This is a genomic window from Allopusillimonas ginsengisoli (genome assembly GCF_004153455.1).
Classification (GTDB): Bacteria; Pseudomonadota; Gammaproteobacteria; order Burkholderiales; family Burkholderiaceae_B; genus Allopusillimonas; species Allopusillimonas ginsengisoli.
In genome coordinates, this window is the sequence record NZ_SDQE01000024.1 from 1 (window position 1) to 16,222 (window position 16,222).

Annotated in this window: 14 protein-coding genes and 5 pseudogenes; 5 read left to right on the plus strand and 14 right to left on the minus strand. The window is 53.6% G+C overall.

The genetic code is table 11. The features are described from left to right. Window positions 1–162: 162 nt before the first annotated feature. The 4 genes from ERE07_RS21390 to ERE07_RS21405 all read right to left on the minus strand — a co-directional run bounded on the left by ERE07_RS21390 (window position 163) and on the right by ERE07_RS21405 (window position 5,460). Entirely contained in the window at window positions 163–1,359 is a 1,197-nt protein-coding gene (locus tag ERE07_RS21390; RefSeq protein ID WP_130011051.1) for a CaiB/BaiF CoA transferase family protein, read from the minus strand. A 49-nt stretch (window positions 1,360–1,408) separates the two neighbouring features. Further along, window positions 1,409–2,755 carry a malonyl-CoA decarboxylase gene (locus tag ERE07_RS21395; RefSeq protein WP_130011052.1) on the minus strand — a complete coding sequence of 449 codons (1,347 nt, stop codon included), beginning with the start codon at window positions 2,753–2,755 and terminating at the stop codon, window positions 1,409–1,411. Window positions 2,756–2,967: 212 nt separating this feature from the next. Continuing rightward, a complete protein-coding gene (locus tag ERE07_RS21400; RefSeq protein ID WP_130011053.1) occupies window positions 2,968–3,945 on the minus strand; it encodes a Bug family tripartite tricarboxylate transporter substrate binding protein in 978 nt (325 codons plus the stop codon). 48 nt (window positions 3,946–3,993) lie between these two features. Further along, window positions 3,994–5,460: an amidase gene (locus ERE07_RS21405; protein ID WP_130011062.1), complete on the minus strand. Its 1,467-nt coding sequence runs from the start codon at window positions 5,458–5,460 to the stop codon at window positions 3,994–3,996. A 142-nt stretch (window positions 5,461–5,602) separates the two neighbouring features. Here ERE07_RS21405 and ERE07_RS21410 point away from each other — a divergent pair, with 142 nt between their 5' ends. Continuing rightward, on the plus strand, window positions 5,603–6,511 hold the full coding sequence (locus ERE07_RS21410) for a LysR family transcriptional regulator (RefSeq protein WP_130011054.1): 909 nt from the start codon (window positions 5,603–5,605) through the stop codon (window positions 6,509–6,511). Here the strand turns inward: ERE07_RS21410 and ERE07_RS22130 are convergent. Genes ERE07_RS22130 through ERE07_RS21430 form a run of 4 tightly spaced genes read right to left on the minus strand, consistent with a single transcriptional unit; the run spans window position 6,477 to window position 9,343 of the window. Next, window positions 6,477–6,995, minus strand: a complete 519-nt coding sequence (locus tag ERE07_RS22130) for an RNA-dependent RNA polymerase family protein (RefSeq protein ID WP_245153829.1) — start codon at window positions 6,993–6,995, stop codon at window positions 6,477–6,479. The two genes, ERE07_RS21410 and ERE07_RS22130, sit on opposite strands and share 35 nt — an antisense overlap. A 29-nt stretch (window positions 6,996–7,024) precedes the next feature. Continuing rightward, window positions 7,025–7,960, minus strand: coding sequence for an NAD(P)/FAD-dependent oxidoreductase (locus tag ERE07_RS21420; RefSeq protein ID WP_130011055.1), 936 nt, complete (start codon window positions 7,958–7,960; stop codon window positions 7,025–7,027). A gap of 38 nt (window positions 7,961–7,998) precedes the next feature. After that, window positions 7,999–8,904 (minus strand): SDR family oxidoreductase, encoded by a 906-nt coding sequence (locus tag ERE07_RS21425; RefSeq protein ID WP_130011056.1) that lies wholly within the window; start codon window positions 8,902–8,904, stop codon window positions 7,999–8,001. Continuing rightward, complete coding sequence (locus tag ERE07_RS21430) at window positions 8,879–9,343, minus strand: RrF2 family transcriptional regulator (protein WP_130011057.1); 465 nt, start codon at window positions 9,341–9,343, stop codon at window positions 8,879–8,881. The genes ERE07_RS21425 and ERE07_RS21430 overlap by 26 nt, the downstream gene beginning before the upstream one ends. 231 nt (window positions 9,344–9,574) lie before the next feature. Between ERE07_RS21430 and ERE07_RS22135 the strand changes: the two are divergent. Beyond that, a pseudogene (locus ERE07_RS22135) lies at window positions 9,575–10,050 on the plus strand (IS5/IS1182 family transposase); the annotation flags it as partial. 399 nt (window positions 10,051–10,449) lie between these two features. Here ERE07_RS22135 and ERE07_RS21440 read toward each other — a convergent pair. Together ERE07_RS21440 and ERE07_RS21445 are read right to left on the minus strand one after the other, a co-directional pair. Beyond that, window positions 10,450–11,190 (minus strand): dienelactone hydrolase family protein, encoded by a 741-nt coding sequence (locus ERE07_RS21440; protein ID WP_130011058.1) that lies wholly within the window; start codon window positions 11,188–11,190, stop codon window positions 10,450–10,452. 213 nt (window positions 11,191–11,403) lie between these two features. Further along, window positions 11,404–12,315, minus strand: a complete 912-nt coding sequence (locus ERE07_RS21445) for a LysR family transcriptional regulator (protein ID WP_130011059.1) — start codon at window positions 12,313–12,315, stop codon at window positions 11,404–11,406. Window positions 12,316–12,405: 90 nt separating this feature from the next. Between ERE07_RS21445 and ERE07_RS21450 the strand changes: the two genes are divergently transcribed. From ERE07_RS21450 to ERE07_RS21460, 3 genes are all read left to right on the plus strand, one after another. Next, complete coding sequence (locus ERE07_RS21450) at window positions 12,406–13,089, plus strand: glutathione S-transferase family protein (protein ID WP_130011060.1); 684 nt, start codon at window positions 12,406–12,408, stop codon at window positions 13,087–13,089. Window positions 13,090–13,126: 37 nt separating this feature from the next. Then, window positions 13,127–14,119 carry an MBL fold metallo-hydrolase gene (locus ERE07_RS21455; protein ID WP_130011061.1) on the plus strand — a complete coding sequence of 331 codons (993 nt, stop codon included), beginning with the start codon at window positions 13,127–13,129 and terminating at the stop codon, window positions 14,117–14,119. A 94-nt stretch (window positions 14,120–14,213) separates the two neighbouring features. Further along, on the plus strand, window positions 14,214–14,990 hold the full coding sequence (locus tag ERE07_RS21460) for an MFS transporter (RefSeq protein WP_425331003.1): 777 nt from the start codon (window positions 14,214–14,216) through the stop codon (window positions 14,988–14,990). On the opposite strand, the pseudogene ERE07_RS22140 reads toward ERE07_RS21460, so the two are convergent. From ERE07_RS22140 to ERE07_RS21480, 4 pseudogenes are all read right to left on the minus strand, one after another. Beyond that, window positions 14,986–15,135, minus strand: a pseudogene (locus ERE07_RS22140) (transposase); the annotation flags it as partial. The gene ERE07_RS21460 and the pseudogene ERE07_RS22140 overlap by 5 nt on opposite strands. 37 nt (window positions 15,136–15,172) lie before the next feature. Further along, window positions 15,173–15,334: pseudogene (locus ERE07_RS21470) on the minus strand (integrase core domain-containing protein); the annotation flags it as partial. After that, window positions 15,319–15,546 (minus strand): annotated as a pseudogene (locus ERE07_RS22455) (transposase); the annotation flags it as partial. The pseudogenes ERE07_RS22455 and ERE07_RS21470, both read right to left, overlap by 16 nt. 556 nt (window positions 15,547–16,102) lie before the next feature. After that, a pseudogene (locus ERE07_RS21480) lies at window positions 16,103–16,222 on the minus strand (IS3 family transposase); the annotation flags it as partial.

The following is a 16,222-nucleotide window of genomic DNA, read 5'->3' on the forward strand; positions in this document are numbered from 1 at the left end:
ATGGACATCCACTGATCCTTCTGAAGCATCGTCAGCCTTCGCGCACAAAAGGCTAACTTTACGGAAAAGTGGTTCGGTTTTACTTTGCGCGAAGTGGCTCATTATTACTTTGCGCGCAACACCACCAAGGAAATCAAAAGTGATGGCTTTCACAGATGCTTCCTAATGCAGCACACCATTGCGCTGCAAGACCGATATTTCGTTTGCGGACAAGCCATACTCACCCAACACCCGCTCAGTATGCTCTCCCAACAGCGGGGCATGGGTGCGTACGCTGCGGTGGGGTGAATTCCCAGAAAACCTTAGTGCGGACCCTACCATAGACAACGGCCCGAGAACGGGATGTGTAATTTGCTCCACGATTCCGCATGCAACAACTTGTGCATCGGAGAACACATTCTTCAAGTCGTTGATGGGGCCGGCGGGAATGCCATTGGCGCTGAAAAGACTCGACCATTCGTCTCGCAGGCCGGAGCGAAGACGGCTTTCCAGCACGCGCTTGAGCTCCACGCTGTTTTCCATGCGCTTGGTATTGGTGAGGAAGCGTGAGTCTAGAGGTAAGTCATCTAGACCCAGAAGCTCGCACAGACGCGTCCACATCGCTTCTGTCGCTGGCGCAAGGTTTAGCGGGCCGTCGGCGGTCTCGAACGTACCGTATGGAGCCAGCACCGGATGAGCGTTTCCATTGGGCGTGGGCACTTCGCCCAAGTTCAAGTAGCGCTGACCCTGCACACTCAGCAGGGCCATCAAGCCTGCCAATAAAGACGTATCCACATGCTGGCCGACTCCAGTGCGATCACGTGCGGCAACTGCGGCAAGGACGCCTATGGCGAGCCACATGCCCGCAGTCAGATCGCCGATCGGCACACCCACACGCGTGGCGCCTGTATCTGGCATGCCCGTGAGGCTCATAAGCCCGGCATACCCCTGCGCGATCTGATCGAAACCTGCCCAGCCCTTGGCAGGTCCTTCCCGTCCGAATCCAGAAATCGAGCCCATGATGAGCCGAGGATTATCCTTCACAAGTTCCTCATAAGCCATCCCCATAGATTCCATGGTGCCTACTTTGAAATTTTCGATGACCACATCAGAGCGAACCGCCAGCCTGCGCAGCAGTGCCAGCCCTTCTGGATCCCGGAAATTGACGGCGACTCCCTCCTTGTTACGGTTGGCGCTCAAATAGTAAACGCTGATCCCTTCACGGTCGATTGGCCCCCAGCCACGGGTCATATCCCCATTCGGTAGCGGCTCAACCTTGATGACCTGGGCACCCAGATCAGCCAAGATCATGGTGCTGAAGGGTCCGGACAATGCCCGCGACAAATCCAGCACCTTAAGTCCCGCTAACGGTAAACTCATAATGACTCTCCATCTGACATGTAAAAATAACGACCAGGCCCATCCATGCTCACAACTTTCCGGTGACGGCTCTTGACACAACAATCTCGCTTCGTTCGACGAACGCCTCATGGTTCCGTTCGATGTCGCTCGGGCGGTAGAGATAATTCACCATCAGGCCGCAGGATTGCCTGAGGCCCTTTTCTGAGATGTCACCGAGAAAGTTCAGGTGATGCAGTTCCGCTCCATTGCGAAGATGAAATCTTGCCACCGGATCCACCACTGTGCCGCGTGAACTCCTGGCCAGCAGGAAGTAGGCTCGCGCGCTTTCGAGCAGAGCGGTGCGGACGGATGCCGCCTTTTCCTTGTCGGTATGCCAGTCAGCGGCTTCCAGCCTATTCAGTGGCTCCCGAATTGCCTCCGTAAGAAGCTCCGACTGCGCGTCGGCGCGCTCTTTGTCAAGCCAGCGGGCAAAGCCTGGTACAGGTGACAGCGTGACAAAGGTGTTCAGATTGGGAACTTGGTGCTGGAGGTACTCTATGACCTGCTTGAGCAAAAAGCTGCCGAACGGGACACCCGCGAGACCTTTCTGCGTATTGGAAATGGAGTAGAAAACGGCTGTCGTTGCATGGCTGGCTTGTGTGGGTGTGCGCTCGGCGTGTAGAAGCTTCTGGATTGACGTGGGAATATCAGTCGTCAGCGCTACTTCTACAAAAATGAGAGGCTCCTCAGCAAGCTGCGGGTGAAAGAAACCGAAGCAGCGCCGATCGGCCGGATCGAGACGGTTACGCAAGTCGTTCCAATCCTGGATGGCATGTACTGCTTCATACTTGATGAGCCGTTCTAGGATATTCGCCGGCGTGCTCCAGTCCATAGGCCGCATTTCCAGGAACCCGGGGTTGAACCACGATATGAACAGATGAAGGAAGTCGGAATCCACGGCAGCGAGTTCCGGATGTTCATCAATGAAACTCAGCAGAGTTTCCCGCATCTTAATGAGGCGATGTGTCCCGCCGGAGGAATAGTTCATGCGTCGAATCAGCTCCTGACGACGCGGCTCAGTCGCTTTGTACAGTCTGAGCAGCATCTCGTCCGATGGCGACTGTTGGTAACCAAGCATGGCCTCCTGAAATTTGTCAGTGGCCACACCGAACCCTTCTGCAAGCTTCAAGAAAAATTCCAACTGAGCCTCACGCGTTGAGTGCTCGAAATTGTCAAGGAGCCGCTGGGCCAGCATGGTTCCGGAGGCTTCGCCTCGGCGAGAGAGAAGCGCCTCGCCAATGCTACCCAGATCCAGAGTCTCATCGCCGCCAGAAGTGCCCGAACGAGACTTCCTGAAGATGCTCCAGTCACCGCGGATCAGGCGTGCAAAAAGATCATTCGTCTTGCTATTCGATTTCGCTGCTTTGGTGTTCATGGATTAGCTTTAGTATCTGCATTGATTCTTGCTGCCTATAACTCTGGCAGTGCCCTCAGTTCGAGAGTGAGTCTGCCATCAGCTTGTTGAGACTAACGCGTTAAGAAGCACTCTTGCAGCCCACACACCGCTTTGCTCGGCACATTGCGGTTTCGCGGAGCAACGCATATCAAAACCGGTCTGGCGCTGATTCCCTTGCGAATCTTCAAATATCATTGCGTTGGCATATGTGCTGATGCGGCAACCTTTTGCATCAGTGGAAGCTCCTTGCGAATTTTTGCCAACACATCGACGCCAGGCGTGTAAGCAGGAGTCAATCCTAAGTTCCTTAGCTGTTTCTGCATATTGGCTTCGGCCAGGACACTTTGTAACGCCGTATCTAGCGTGAGACGAACAGGCTCGGGTATCCCTGCGGGCGCGATTAACGCAAGCCATGACATCAGCTCAAACCCAGGGAAACCACTTTCAGCCACTGTCGGCACATCGGGTAACAGCGCCGGTCGGTGCGGCGACAAAATCGCAATAGCGCGCATTTTTCCAGCCCTGATAAAGGGCAGCGTAGCTACAATCGTATCTACCGCCAAAGGTATCTGATTGCCAATGACCGCAGTCAGATTAGGCGTACTGCCGTTAAACGGAACGTGCATGATGTCCACGTGGGCCGCAGCCTTAAGCATTTCACCACCGAAATTTGCTGTCGTGCCGACACCGAACGACCCATAAGAGAGTGACTGGGGTCGCGATCGAGCTCGTTCCAACATGTCTTGAAGCGTGCGTTCAGGTTCATTAATATTGGCGACAAGCACCATATCCAGTGTCGCTACCTGACCGATGAACGAATAGCTCTTTATCGGATCGTAGGGTATCTGTGTTCGTAGAGCCGGATTCAGCGTCAACGTTGAGTTCGGAGCCAAGAATAATGTATACCCGTCGGCGGCTGCTCTGGCCACTCCGGCCGCAGCAATGACGGTCCCCGCTCCGGGTTTATTCTCGATTATGAACGGCTGCCCGAGAACTTCACCGAGGCGTTGGCCCAACAGCCGTGCGAGCTGATCCGTAGCCCCTCCAGCAGCAAAGGGAACGACAATGACCACCGGCTTGTGGGGGTAACCGCTTGCATGGGCGGAGCAGGCGGCTCCGAGCAGGCAGACTACGGCAAAGCGCAAAATACGCGATAGAAATCGATACATAGTTTGTCCCTTAATCGTGGTTTTGATAAACCATCTGAGAAGTAGCAGCTACCCCATACGGGGTGGCATGGAAAAACGGCGTGCCTCGTCGTAGGCAAACCCCAGTTGCAACAAAGAAAGCTCTGCGTGCGGCCGCGCCAGTATCTGAAGCCCCGCCATACGTGTCCGACTATGCCCATTCACTGGGACGCTTAAGGCGGGAACGCCGCCCATTGAGGCGAAAATCGACACTTGCATCCAACGGTGATAGGTGTCCATATGCTGCCCGGCAATCAATTTGGGCCAGTTTTGTTCAACTGCAAAAGGAAACACTTGAACTGCCGGCAAGAGAATGAAATCGTAATCACTGAACGTGGTGTCCAGAGTGCTGCGCCATGCATCGCGAACGTGCAGTGCGAACTTCAGTTGCGTGTCATTAATATGCATGCCTCGCTGTAGTTCCCATTGCGCTTCTGGCTTGGTTAGCGCCCACTGCGCCGGGTCATGCAAAATCGAAGCATTGGCGCGATAGAGTAGAAAGCTGCGTAGCGTAATCCATGACTCCCATAAGGCTTCATAGTCGAATGCAGGCACGGTGGCGTTCAGATGGCAACCGAGGTCTTGGAATAATGGCATTGCTGACTCGCAAGCCTGCAGCATGCCTGGATCCATCGGAATACGGTTCGCAAGATCTCCCAGCCACGCGACCTTCACACCTTTGAAATCACGTTGCAAAGGTTTGATAAACGTTGACGCCTGAGCGTTACGACTGAATGGCAGCGAGGCAGGGAAATTGGCCTGTACGGAAAGCAATAATGCCAAATCTGGAACGGTACGCGCCATGGGTCCGCACACGCCAAGCACGGGCCACACGGACTTGTCCTGTATGCCGTGCGGAATGAGTTCCGGCGTAGTACGAAGGCCGAACACACCGTTGAATGCCGCCGGCGTGCGCAGCGATCCCATTGTGTCGCTGCCGTCGGCTACGGGCAACATACAACGCGCCACGGCGACAGCCGATCCCCCGCTGCTTCCACCTGCAGACAGCGCTGTGTCGTGAGCATTGCGGGTGATACCGTTAACCCGGTTGTAAGTATGCCCTCCAAGGCCAAGCTCAGGCGTGTTGGAGCGACCAATGAACACGGCTCCTGCTTCACGCATGCGGGCAAAGGCTACGGCGTCATTGTTGGTTATATTGGCTCGATACACGAGTGATCCACGCGTGGTCAGCATGCCTTTGACGGGCATTAAATCCTTAGGCGCCTGAGGAAAGCCATGCATCAGCCCACAGGTTTCACCACGCAGCAACTGCTGATCTTTCTCTTGTGCCTGCTTTAGTACGCAATCCGGGTCTTCAAGCGCAACCAGCGCATTGTGCTGCTCGTTGCAGTTGTCAATACGATCCAGGAAAGCCTGCATGACTTCAACGCATGACAATGTGCGCTTATGGATCGCTTCCATTAGAGATACCGCATCCATGGTCACAATGCCGCTAAAGTCATTGACCACAGAGGGCTTCAATGGGAGGTTTTCCATTGGTGTCGTTTCTGGAGACAGTGGTTTCATAAAGTTCGATGCTATTGCTGATGTAACTAGCTTACGGTCTAATTAGGTTTGTGCCAATTTCAATTTTTCGACGTGAGCATTGCGTTTTACGCAAACCAGAAAGAATCCACCCATGAACAAAATAAATCTGTTGCAAGACACGGCACTACGGTATTTCTTAGAGGTGGTACGACGTGGTTCGATTAGCGAGGCCGCCCAATACCTGCATGTCTCCGCATCCGCAGTAAGCCGTCAGGTATCGACCCTGGAGGAGATCCTGGGGACGACGTTGTTCGATCGCATGCCGCGTGGCATGCAGCCCAATGGGGCTGGACAGGTGCTGGCTAGCTACGCACTACGTGTATCGCTGGATGCCGCTGAGATCGTATCCGCCATTGACGCGTTACAGGACATGCGCAATGGGCATATTCGCCTGACCGGAGCTGGAGGTTTTGCGATTGATCTGTTACCCGCCGCGATGGTTGCCTTCCGAGAGCAGTATCCCGGCACTAAATTCACGCTACAGGTCGAGAAGCCCACCGATGTGACTAACCTTGTGCTTCGCGGCGAGGCCGATATGGGACTCACCTACAGTCGCACAGCACACAAAGACATTCGGGTGGACTATGTGCAGACAGCGAGTGTTGTTGCTGTGATGCGAAGCGACCACGCGCTGGCGAAGCTGCAGTCTGTAACGCTCAAGCAATTGCAGGGGTTTCCTATTGCGCTGCCAGGGCCCGAAACCACAGTACGCCAACTCTTCGACATTGCCTGTAGTAATCGGCAAATTGTGTTGGAGCCCGTGCTGGAATGCAATCGCTTCGAGACATTATTTAATTTCGTGCAATATGGAGGGGGGCTAACGATAGCAAGTGCCGTATCGGTCATAAATCGCAAGCAACGTGATCCTTTGCTCTGTATTAAATTACGCGAACCTGGAATGATCCGTAGCATCCAGATTCAAACGCTGGCGGGCCGTCGCCTGCCAGAATTGGTATGCGCCTTCATCAAACTGCTAGAGCAACGCTTGAAAGACGTTTGAAGTAGGCCAATAGAGGCCTGTGGGTACTTTCAAGGAAGCGCCGACTAAGTCCGACTGACGGCGAGCGAATTGAATGTCGCGATGTCAGATGAACAAATTCGAGCACAGTGTTCGACACGCCAGTCACGATAAAGTCATCGGCATGGCGGATGACGTTGAGCTGGGCATTGCTGCGGGACAGTTTGGACGATCCCACGCTTGCATAGGCTGCTGCCTCAAGCCCATCTAACGCCATGTTCGCGATCACAGGCGAGACGATTACCCGTTGCGGGGTACGCGCTGGAGTCGCGAACAGGACTCTCTTATCGATATATCCGGCTTGAAGCGATCTTCGCAGGATATTCTTACAATCTCTGGCGATATCGGCAGATATATCGCGCGTGTGGCGATTGTGAACGGGTGCAAGACTGTCAGAGGTGAAGATGCCAGTGCGCCTCCCGGAGAAAACAACGTGTGGACCGGTGCCGGAGGAAATGTCTGCCATTGCCTACTCGACTGTAATCGATTCCGAAGCTACTCATTTTTCAAAGTCTGCGTAGCGACCGTGCCAAAGACTAGAGATTGGTGCGCAGCCGCGCCAGCCATGGCGCCATCGGCAACTGCATGCGGTACGCCGGGAAACATGCTTGCTGCGTCGCCACAGCAATAGACACCGGCTACTGTGCTGGCTTTTTTCTGATCCGTGCGAATGTACGGGCCCATAGGGCCCTGTTCAATTGCGCAACCCAGTTTCTCAGCGATCGGACTGCCTATGCGGGTGCGCCCGATCACAAATAGGCCATCCATAGATTGTGTGCGGCCGTCACGCATTTCGACATCGGCTTTCCCAGTGACGCGCCGCACCAGAGCACGCTCAATTGTTACATTGCGTTCGTCCAGCGCGATCAGTTGAGTCTCGTCCGGCTCGAATGCGCCGTTGAGAAATAGTGTCACGTCTCCCCAGTCGGGCAGCATCAGGGCCTGATGCATTGATAAGGCACTCGTTGCCAATACACCGATGTTGCCCTGTTCTAGCTCGTAGCCATCACAATATGGGCAGGTGAATACGTGCCGGCCCCAGCGTTCAGTTAGCCCGTCGATTAGGGGCAGTTCGTCGATGACTCCGGTGGCCAGCACCAGCCGGTGCCCCCGTAGCGTCTGGCCATCGTGCTTTGTTACCCGAAATCCGCCGTTATGGGCGACCGCGTTGACCGCGGTTCCCTCTATCCATGTGACTGTAGGATAGGTCAGTAGTTGTGCTTGCCCAAGAGCGGCGATGGTCGAACCCTCGATGCCATCCTGCGTTAGAAAGCCATGAGAATGGCGCGCATAACGATTGCGGCGCTGGCCTGCATCTATAACGACTACCCGGCGGCGTGCACGCGCCAATTGCATCGCGGCCGACAGACCGGCGTAGCTACCACCAACGACGATTGCATCGAATTCGTTTGTTGCGTCATGAGTATGCATGGCCTTCTCCTCTGTGTTCTCGTCATTATTGCCGTAGCTCAGCAAAATGCTGCAGCATTTCGCGCCGTCCAATCATCGAATTTCACAGGGAGGCGACCAAGAACGGTACTGACGTCGTTCGAGATAACATCCCATTCGTTCGCCTTCACGGAGCCCATGACTTGCAGTGCTGCATTTACCTGGTCTTCAGGAAATCCGAAATCCACCATGGCCTGTTTGAGCAGTTCAGGCGCAGAATCCATGAACGACACGGATTTGCCCAGCACCGACGCGAGTTGAGCAGCGTAGCCTGATCCGTCCATGGACTCGGGGCCTGTGAGCGTATATATCTTTGATTCATGACCGGGGCTTGTTAGAGCTCTCACCGCGACAGCCGCGATGTCCGCAGGGTCGATAGAAGCCCATCGCCCATGACCAGTCGGCTGGGAGAACACTCCCTGGCTCTTGATGGAGTCAGCCCACATGGAGAGTGCATTCGTGTTAAAAGTGGCTGGCCGTAGCATGGTCCAGGCCATACCCGAATCGATGAGATGCCTTTCGGTATCTCCATGCCATCGGCCAAGCAACAAGCTCGGATCATCGGCCTTGAACGTGGACAGTTTGACCACATGCTTCACGCCTGCTTTGCGTGCGGTGTCGATTGTGCGTCTTTCAAGAAATCGCCCGGCGACACCATTACTCAGACCGGAGCAGGCCAGATATAACTTCTCGACGCCTGAAAGCGCTGTAGTCATTGAGGAATCGTCTTGGAGATCACCATCGACGATAACAGCGTTGTTTTCAAATTCTGCAGCCTTTACGCGCGAGACACCGCGAACTAACAATCTTGGCCTGTGGCCAGCGGTGATGAGTTGCCGGGCAACCTCACCGCCAGTTGTTCCGGTTGCTCCCAGTACCAATATATGCCCGGTGCTGGGCTCATTTGCAGGGTAATTGGTGTTCATGTTTTCCTCTTCGGTGCTTTGCGTACTGATGGTTAAAGCGCTCTGCCAGATCTGCCAGCGTGACGTCTCTGAAGCGGTTGACAAGCAAGGCCTCGGCTTCGTCGAATGCGCTTGCCAGCGACTGGTTGACCACCTGCTCCACCAGGCATTCTGGATGGTCGACCCGGTTGCCCATCGCGAACATGGTTGGTGAGCCCACAGCCTCGTAAATGTCATACAGGGTCACCTTATGCAGGTCGCAGGTTATGGTCCAGCCACCGCCGTGGCCTTTGTCGGAACTGACGTAACCACGCTTGCGCAGGCCAGCCAGTACGCGTCGCACCAGTACGGGATTAGTGACCAGATACCGCGCTAATTCCTCGGACGTAAGAGGGCCTTCGCTGTGTGTCATATGCAGTAGCACATGCAGGATTGATGAAAGTTTGCTATCTCTTCTCATGTAACTAATGATAGTACAAATCTCAGGTTTACGCCACAAGTACAGAAAATAATGAACGGTGTCAGTTGCTAGTACCGGCTATGGGTGCAGACGGTACGGCGCGATAATCCAGCATGCGTTTGACCTGTCGGACGAGGATCTAGTGTGGGGCTGGGTGGAGAACCTCTATTGGCAGGTGTTTACCGGGGAAACCTATTTGCAAATCGAGCTGCCGAGTGATCCCTAAAGCCTGACACGTTAGCGCGCCAGCATCGGATTCTGGAACAACGCACCAAAGACAAGAACAAGCTGTACGCCTTGCATGTTCTATGCCGGTCAATCCGTACGATGGCCGCACGCAGGCCGAAGCGCTGGAGCAGATGGCTATGTCGGCCGATGTGCCGATCCACACCGCCATTGTGGATAAGGGCTATCGCGGCGTGCAGGCGCCGGATATCCGAATCCGTCGGTTCGGTCAACGCTGGGGCGTGGCTAAAGGTTTAAAAACGATGGTCAAACGGCGTAGCGCCATTGAGCCGATCATTGGGCACATAAAGTCAGACGGAAGGCTCGGGCGAACCTGACTCGAAGGCGCGTTGGGCGATGCCCTGCACGCCATTCTGTGTGGCGCCGGCCACAACATCCGCCTGTCGGCTGCGGACTTTTACATTTTGATCATGATGTTGCTGTTGGGTGCCGATGATCAAAGACAGGCGGCTGCAACGTGATCCGTGTGCCGCCTGTTCCCAGAACTGATTTGTTCAGGGCTGACTAAAGATCAATGCCACGACGTGGCCATCTGATTACTGCTCGAAACCTTGTGGCCCAGAGTTTACGGTGTTCAACGTGCCAGATGTGTCGAAGCTGGACAGAAATGCGTTGATGGTAGGCGCTGCAACGGGCGGTCTGGACATCGCCTATATCCTAAGCTTATTCCCGCTCACTGATTGAAGAGGGTGGGTTGGTCACCGTGTTAGAAGACTGGCGCTCCGCATTCCGTGGAATGTATCATTATTATGTCGGCAATCGCCACGTGCCAGTGAACCTAATAGCCTTGACCAACAAGGCGTGGGTGGGCGCTGAGTAAACCAGCTCAAAGTCCCCGAGTAGCCTTCGGATCTGTAGCATCATTCACGTAAATTTCTTTGAAATAGCGCAAGCATTGTCTGCCAGCCACGCTCGGCTGATACCTGATCATAAGCCGGGAAGTCCGGCACCATCCAGCCATGCGCGGCACCGGGATAAGTTTCGACAAGGTGCTGCACGCTGGCTTCAGTTAAGGCTGCTTCAAGCCGATCGGCCATTGCCGGTGGGTAGCTCCCATCGTTTTCTGCGCCCGCCACATAAACCTCGGCTCTCAATCTTGATGCCAGCAGGTGCGGGCTGCTTGGCGCATCGGTCGCGAGATTGCCACCATGGAAACTGGCGACCGCAGCGAAACGATCCGGATAGTTGGCTGCGGATGTAATCGCCATTCCACCGCCCATACAAAAGCCTACCGCGCCGATCATCCTGCCAGCGACATCGGCGCGTGTGTCGACATAGTCAAGAAAGGCCTGAGTGTCTTCTGCCGCCTTGACGTTACTGGTCGTAGCCATGAGCGGGCCTAATATCGCTCTCACATCGCCTTTGAAAACATCTGTTGGCACCAACGGCCCATAGGGACCATAACGATAAAAAAGGTCCGGCAACAACACGATATAACCCGCGTCTGCTAGGTGCCGAGCCATGTCGACCACAGCTGGCCGGATTCCACCCGCATCTGCGTAGAAGATGGTTGCAGGCCATGGCCCGCCGTCACAAGGAGACATGACATGTGCATGGCACAAGCCGTCACTAGTTTGAATGGCTACTTGCTCATGGGCCATGAATTTTCCTTGTTGTTCTTGATCCGGAAACCTTCTTGCGTCAGCGAAGTTCCTGACTGGTGATGGTATGGTGGATGGACAGTAGGCATTTATGCTGCCATGAATTCAATGAACCGTCACAGACGGCTTGGGTTTCGTCAAGTTTTTTATCAAAATCCCGCGGGCAACGCAAAAAGCCTCGTCCATCGAAGTGGAAACTAGCATAGCGAGACGTTAGCTAATTAAAGCTGCCGCGTCGGTAAAACATTTTCGTAACCAGCAATGACCATCGTCGAACTGTGCCCGCGCGTGCCAAGCCATGGCCAGGTTGAAGGGCGGAATATCGAAAGGAAGCTCAAGGATGTCGATAATCGACGAATAGCGCTTGAGTAATTGGTTGGGAAGCGTAGCCACACATTCGCTGTGGGCGAGCACCACCGCTATCTGGTTGTAATTCGGCACGACGACGATAACATTTCGGGATCTGGACAACGTCGCAAGAACGTCGTCTACCGGACTATGGAATTGAGCAGACTGTGAAACCATTACGTGGGGTAGCGTACAGTATTCATCGAGCTTCGCGCGAGTATTGCCCCGTGGGTGTCCGATTCTTTGGGCCATCTGGAAATGGTCGCTGAGCAAAAATCGGACTTTCAGCGAATCTGGCACTTTGGCAATATCGCCCAAAAAGAGATCAACCTCGCCAAGCTCCATCTGTTCGGTCAGCTGAGCACTCGTTGCGGGGATAATGGCAATGCGCAAACCGGGATTATTCTGGGCGACCACAGCTTCCAGAGCTCCCAGGCCCACCATGGTGAAGACGCTGTCATGTGCTGCGACGACAAATGTACGATTGGCGATGGTTGGGTCGAACAACGGGACAGAATAGACCGCGTCGCGTAGATGGACCAATGCGTCTCTTAAACGAGGCCGAAGATCAATGGCACGTTGCGTAGGTACCATCCCGCGGCCGCTCTCTGATGGAACCAAAAGGCGATCATTGAAGAGATCTCGAAGGCGCACGAGTTGACCTGACAGCGCGGACTGACTGATATTCAGCCGCTTGGCCGCCCGGGTGACGTTGAGTTCGTCGAGTAAAACATCGAGTGAGATCAGCAAAGGAAGGTCAGAGCGCTTTATATCCATGTAGGCGATACCTCATATCGGGAATTCCAACTAACTGCCCGCGTGAATCGAGCGTAACTTAGGACATGTTTTTTAACACGAGACACTGTCATGATTAGTTTTTATTACCACCCTACGCCGAACCCATCAAAAGTCGCACTATTTCTAGAGGAGGCTGAGATCGACTACAAGTTGATCCCTGTTGATACCTCACGCGGTGAACAACACACTCCCGAATACCGCGCCATCAATCCGAACGGCAAAGTTCCCGCTCTGACTGATGGAGACATCACATTATTTGATAGCAGCGCCATTTTGCTCTATCTGGGTCAAAAGACTGGTCGATTCATAGGAGACCGTAGCCCTGCAGCTCAAGCGGAGCTGATGTCCTGGCTGATGTTGATCGGCACGGGGCTAGGACCTTTCACAGGGCAGGCAATCCATTTTACGCATTATGCGCCCAAGCCGAATGACTATGCCCTGAATCGCTACACCTTTGAGGCCAAGCGACATTGGGATCTTATCGATCAACGACTCGCCACCCGCCATTACATGATGGGTGACCACTACACAATCGTTGACATGTCGCTTTGGGGCTGGTGCCGAGGAATTGACTATCTCATGGGTGAAGCTGGCTGGGTTAGGTTTCCGAACGTTAAGCGTTTATATGACGAATTGAACAGTCGGGCCGCCGTGCAACGAGCCAATGAGCTTCGCACACGCCATGTGTTCAAGGCCGAGTTGGATGACGAGGCTAAGGCCAGCTTGTTCCAGCATGGCTGGTTGACGGCCTGATCGCGATTAGCAACTCCCAATAATTTTAGGAATCTTAATGCATTATTACTTGCAATTGTTTGCCAGGACATTGGTAGCGATGGCTTTGATTGCCAGCTCATTCTCTGTCGTCGCGACGGCTTCCGAGGTACAAACGCCTGCCGCCGAGATCGCGATGTGGGCTCAGCAAAGTGGCGTTTATCGTTATCGTCTTGGTGACTTCGAAATCACGGCGCTGTCCGACGGCACCGTTCCGCTGGATGTACACGTTCTGCTCCAAGGCGTAAACAAGAAATCCATTGATGGGCATCTGCACCACGCTTTTCTGAACAACCCCGTTGAGGAGTCGGTCAACGCGTTCGTGATCGATACCGGAAAGAGATTGGTCTTGGTGGATACCGGCGCGGGTGATCTATTTGGGCCTGGTGCGGGTGGAAAACTGATTGCTAATCTGAGAGCAGCAGGATACGAACCGAGCCAGATCGATGATGTCTTATTGACTCACGTCCATACAGACCACAGCGGCGGCCTGATTCACAATGGCAAGATTGTCTTTTCGAACGCAGTCATTCATGTCGGCAAGCCGGACGTCGATTTGTTTCTGAACAGCGCAAACCAGGATGGGGTCAATGGCTACCCAAAGGAGTATTTCGAGCAGGCAACCGCCTGCCTTACACCTTATATAAAAACAGCGCAGCTGCAGCCATTCTCAGGCCCCACGCAGATTCTGCCCGGTATTCGTTCGATCCCAACGTCGGGACATACGCCTGGTCATAGCTTCTACCGTATTGAGAGCAAAGGAGAGTCCATTACCTTTATTGGCGATCTTGTTCATGTTGAATCGATGCAGTTTGAGAAACCCAAGATCACCATACAGTTCGATGTGAATCAGGCCGAGGCTGCCAAGCAGCGAATCAAGCAATTTTCCATTCTCTCTAAGAGCCGCGGGTTGGTAGCGGGTGCGCATTTTCCCTTTCCGGGTATTGGCCATATAGGCAGCAATAATGACGGCGCCTTTCGATTCATACCTGTCAATTACAGGAACCGATAAGCGTTGCTAAAAATGCAACCCAGATCGCCATAAATTGATCTTTTTGCGTGAACGCTGCATACCTATCATTTGTCCACTTCATTTGGATATAGATATGTCGGCCATAAAACAAGACGTAGAGGCATCGAAGTTACGACGGCTTAACTCCAGGATAGAATGGCACATTCTGCCATTCTTGCTGGCCTGTTACACGTTTGCCAATCTGGACAAAATTAATGTCGGCTTTGCGAAATTGCAGATGCAAAGCAATCTGGTCTTTTCAGCTGCGGTATATGGGCTAGATGCTGGGATATTTTTCATCGGCTACGTGCTGTTTGAGATTCCCAGCAATTTGATGATGCCGAGTATCGGCGCGCGCAAAACAATTAGCAGAGTCATGATTTTGTGGGATTTAGCCTCTGCTTCCGTGATGTATGTCCATAATGAAACGTCGTTCTATATTGTGTGTTTCCTACTTGGCGTATTCGAAGCTGGCTTTGCGCCAGGGATGATCTTTTATCTGACCTATTGGCATGGCGCAAGTGATGGCGGTCGTAATGCTGGCCGGCCCTATTGCTGGCTTCGTTGGTGGCCCGCTCTCTACATGGGTGATGACACAGTTTATGGGAGCGTGAGGGTTTTCTGGATGGCAGTGGATGTTTGTTGTCGAAGGATTACCTTGCGTCATACTTGGTCTGGTTTCATTTTTTTATTATCTGACCGACCCCAAGATGCGAAGTGGTTGAGCCCGAACGGGAGTATCCGTATTTTTTTGGGCAAGGCGGTTGAACAACTTTTATCCCCTTGTCTGGGTGAATCGGTCACCGAACATAATGGCAAACTGATTCATCGCGGATTTCCAATCGAAGGCGGCACGCACCGACTTGTTTGAGCCAGAACTTGGGCTCCTCGGTCTGCTCGATCCACAAGCCCAGCACATCGCGCTGGCCATCTGCCTGGATACCCAGGGCCAGGTATACCGCCTTATTGCTGACCACGCCGTCGCTGCGAATCTTGACCCGCAGCGCATCGAAGGGTAATGCCCCCATTCTTAACGGTCGTTAAAAGTAGAGGCTAAGCGGCCAAGGCCATTTTTTGAATTGGTGTAATGCCGCCCAAGGCCATATTTGGCCGCTCGTGATTGTAAGTCCAGAGCCAGCGCGTGGCGAAGCCCTGGATATCGGACACAGAATCAAACAGGTGATGAGCTAGCCAGTCGTAGCGTACATGGCGATGATCTGTTCATCGAAGCCGGTAAAGCGCCGTTCGTGCTTGGGGACCAAAGCTGGTTCGAAGCTGCCATCGCGGTCTCGAATCAAATTCACCCGTACGAGGCCACGATCCGTAATGATCGTCTTGCCGCTGGCGCCATTGCGCTCGTTAGCCTGCTCGGGCGGCTTGGCATGGCCGGGTCGATAGCCTAGATGCATGTTCATCTTGGCGCCCATGGCCCGTTCGATAATCGCCTTATTGAAGGCTAGCATCAGGTCCTGGACCTCGCTAGGCGTCATCGGCCCCTTGACCAGTTCATCGAACAACTCCTGGGGCAGCTCAGGCAGTGGCCCTCGCGCAGCCTCCTGTGCGGCAATCGTACGTTTCTTCTTCATTGGCATATCCTTGCTGTTTACCTCGCATGATGCCTCACTCACAAAATTCCGGATAGACTCGGCAACAACACCTTCGAATAATTTATCAGCGATCAGCATCTTCTAAATTGCGTCGATGTGTGTTACGGCCTGTTTATAATTCAATTATTCTGAATTGCAAAATTACGTTAACTGAACCAAATATATGAGCATTCAATAGCACACAATCTATGAAACGGGAAAAAGGCTCTTCTATCACCATGAACTGACCCCGATTAGTTGGACATTTGAAGCGGGTGGCTAACCCACTGGGTGACCTGCCCCCGGAAATTGGACGGTTTAAAACTGGAGAGGGGTTGCCTCTTTGGGTTTCACTGACCACTTTTGGACGAACTGGCTTGGGGTCAGATGGCCGAGCGATTAAGCCATTATCGGTTGGTTTGCCGGGTCGCGTGTAATCGAGTTTTACGCCGCGCCGGTATGCCCAGTCGTCTAAGGCGCGCGATGTGAACTCCGTCCCGTTATCTACAGTGATGGA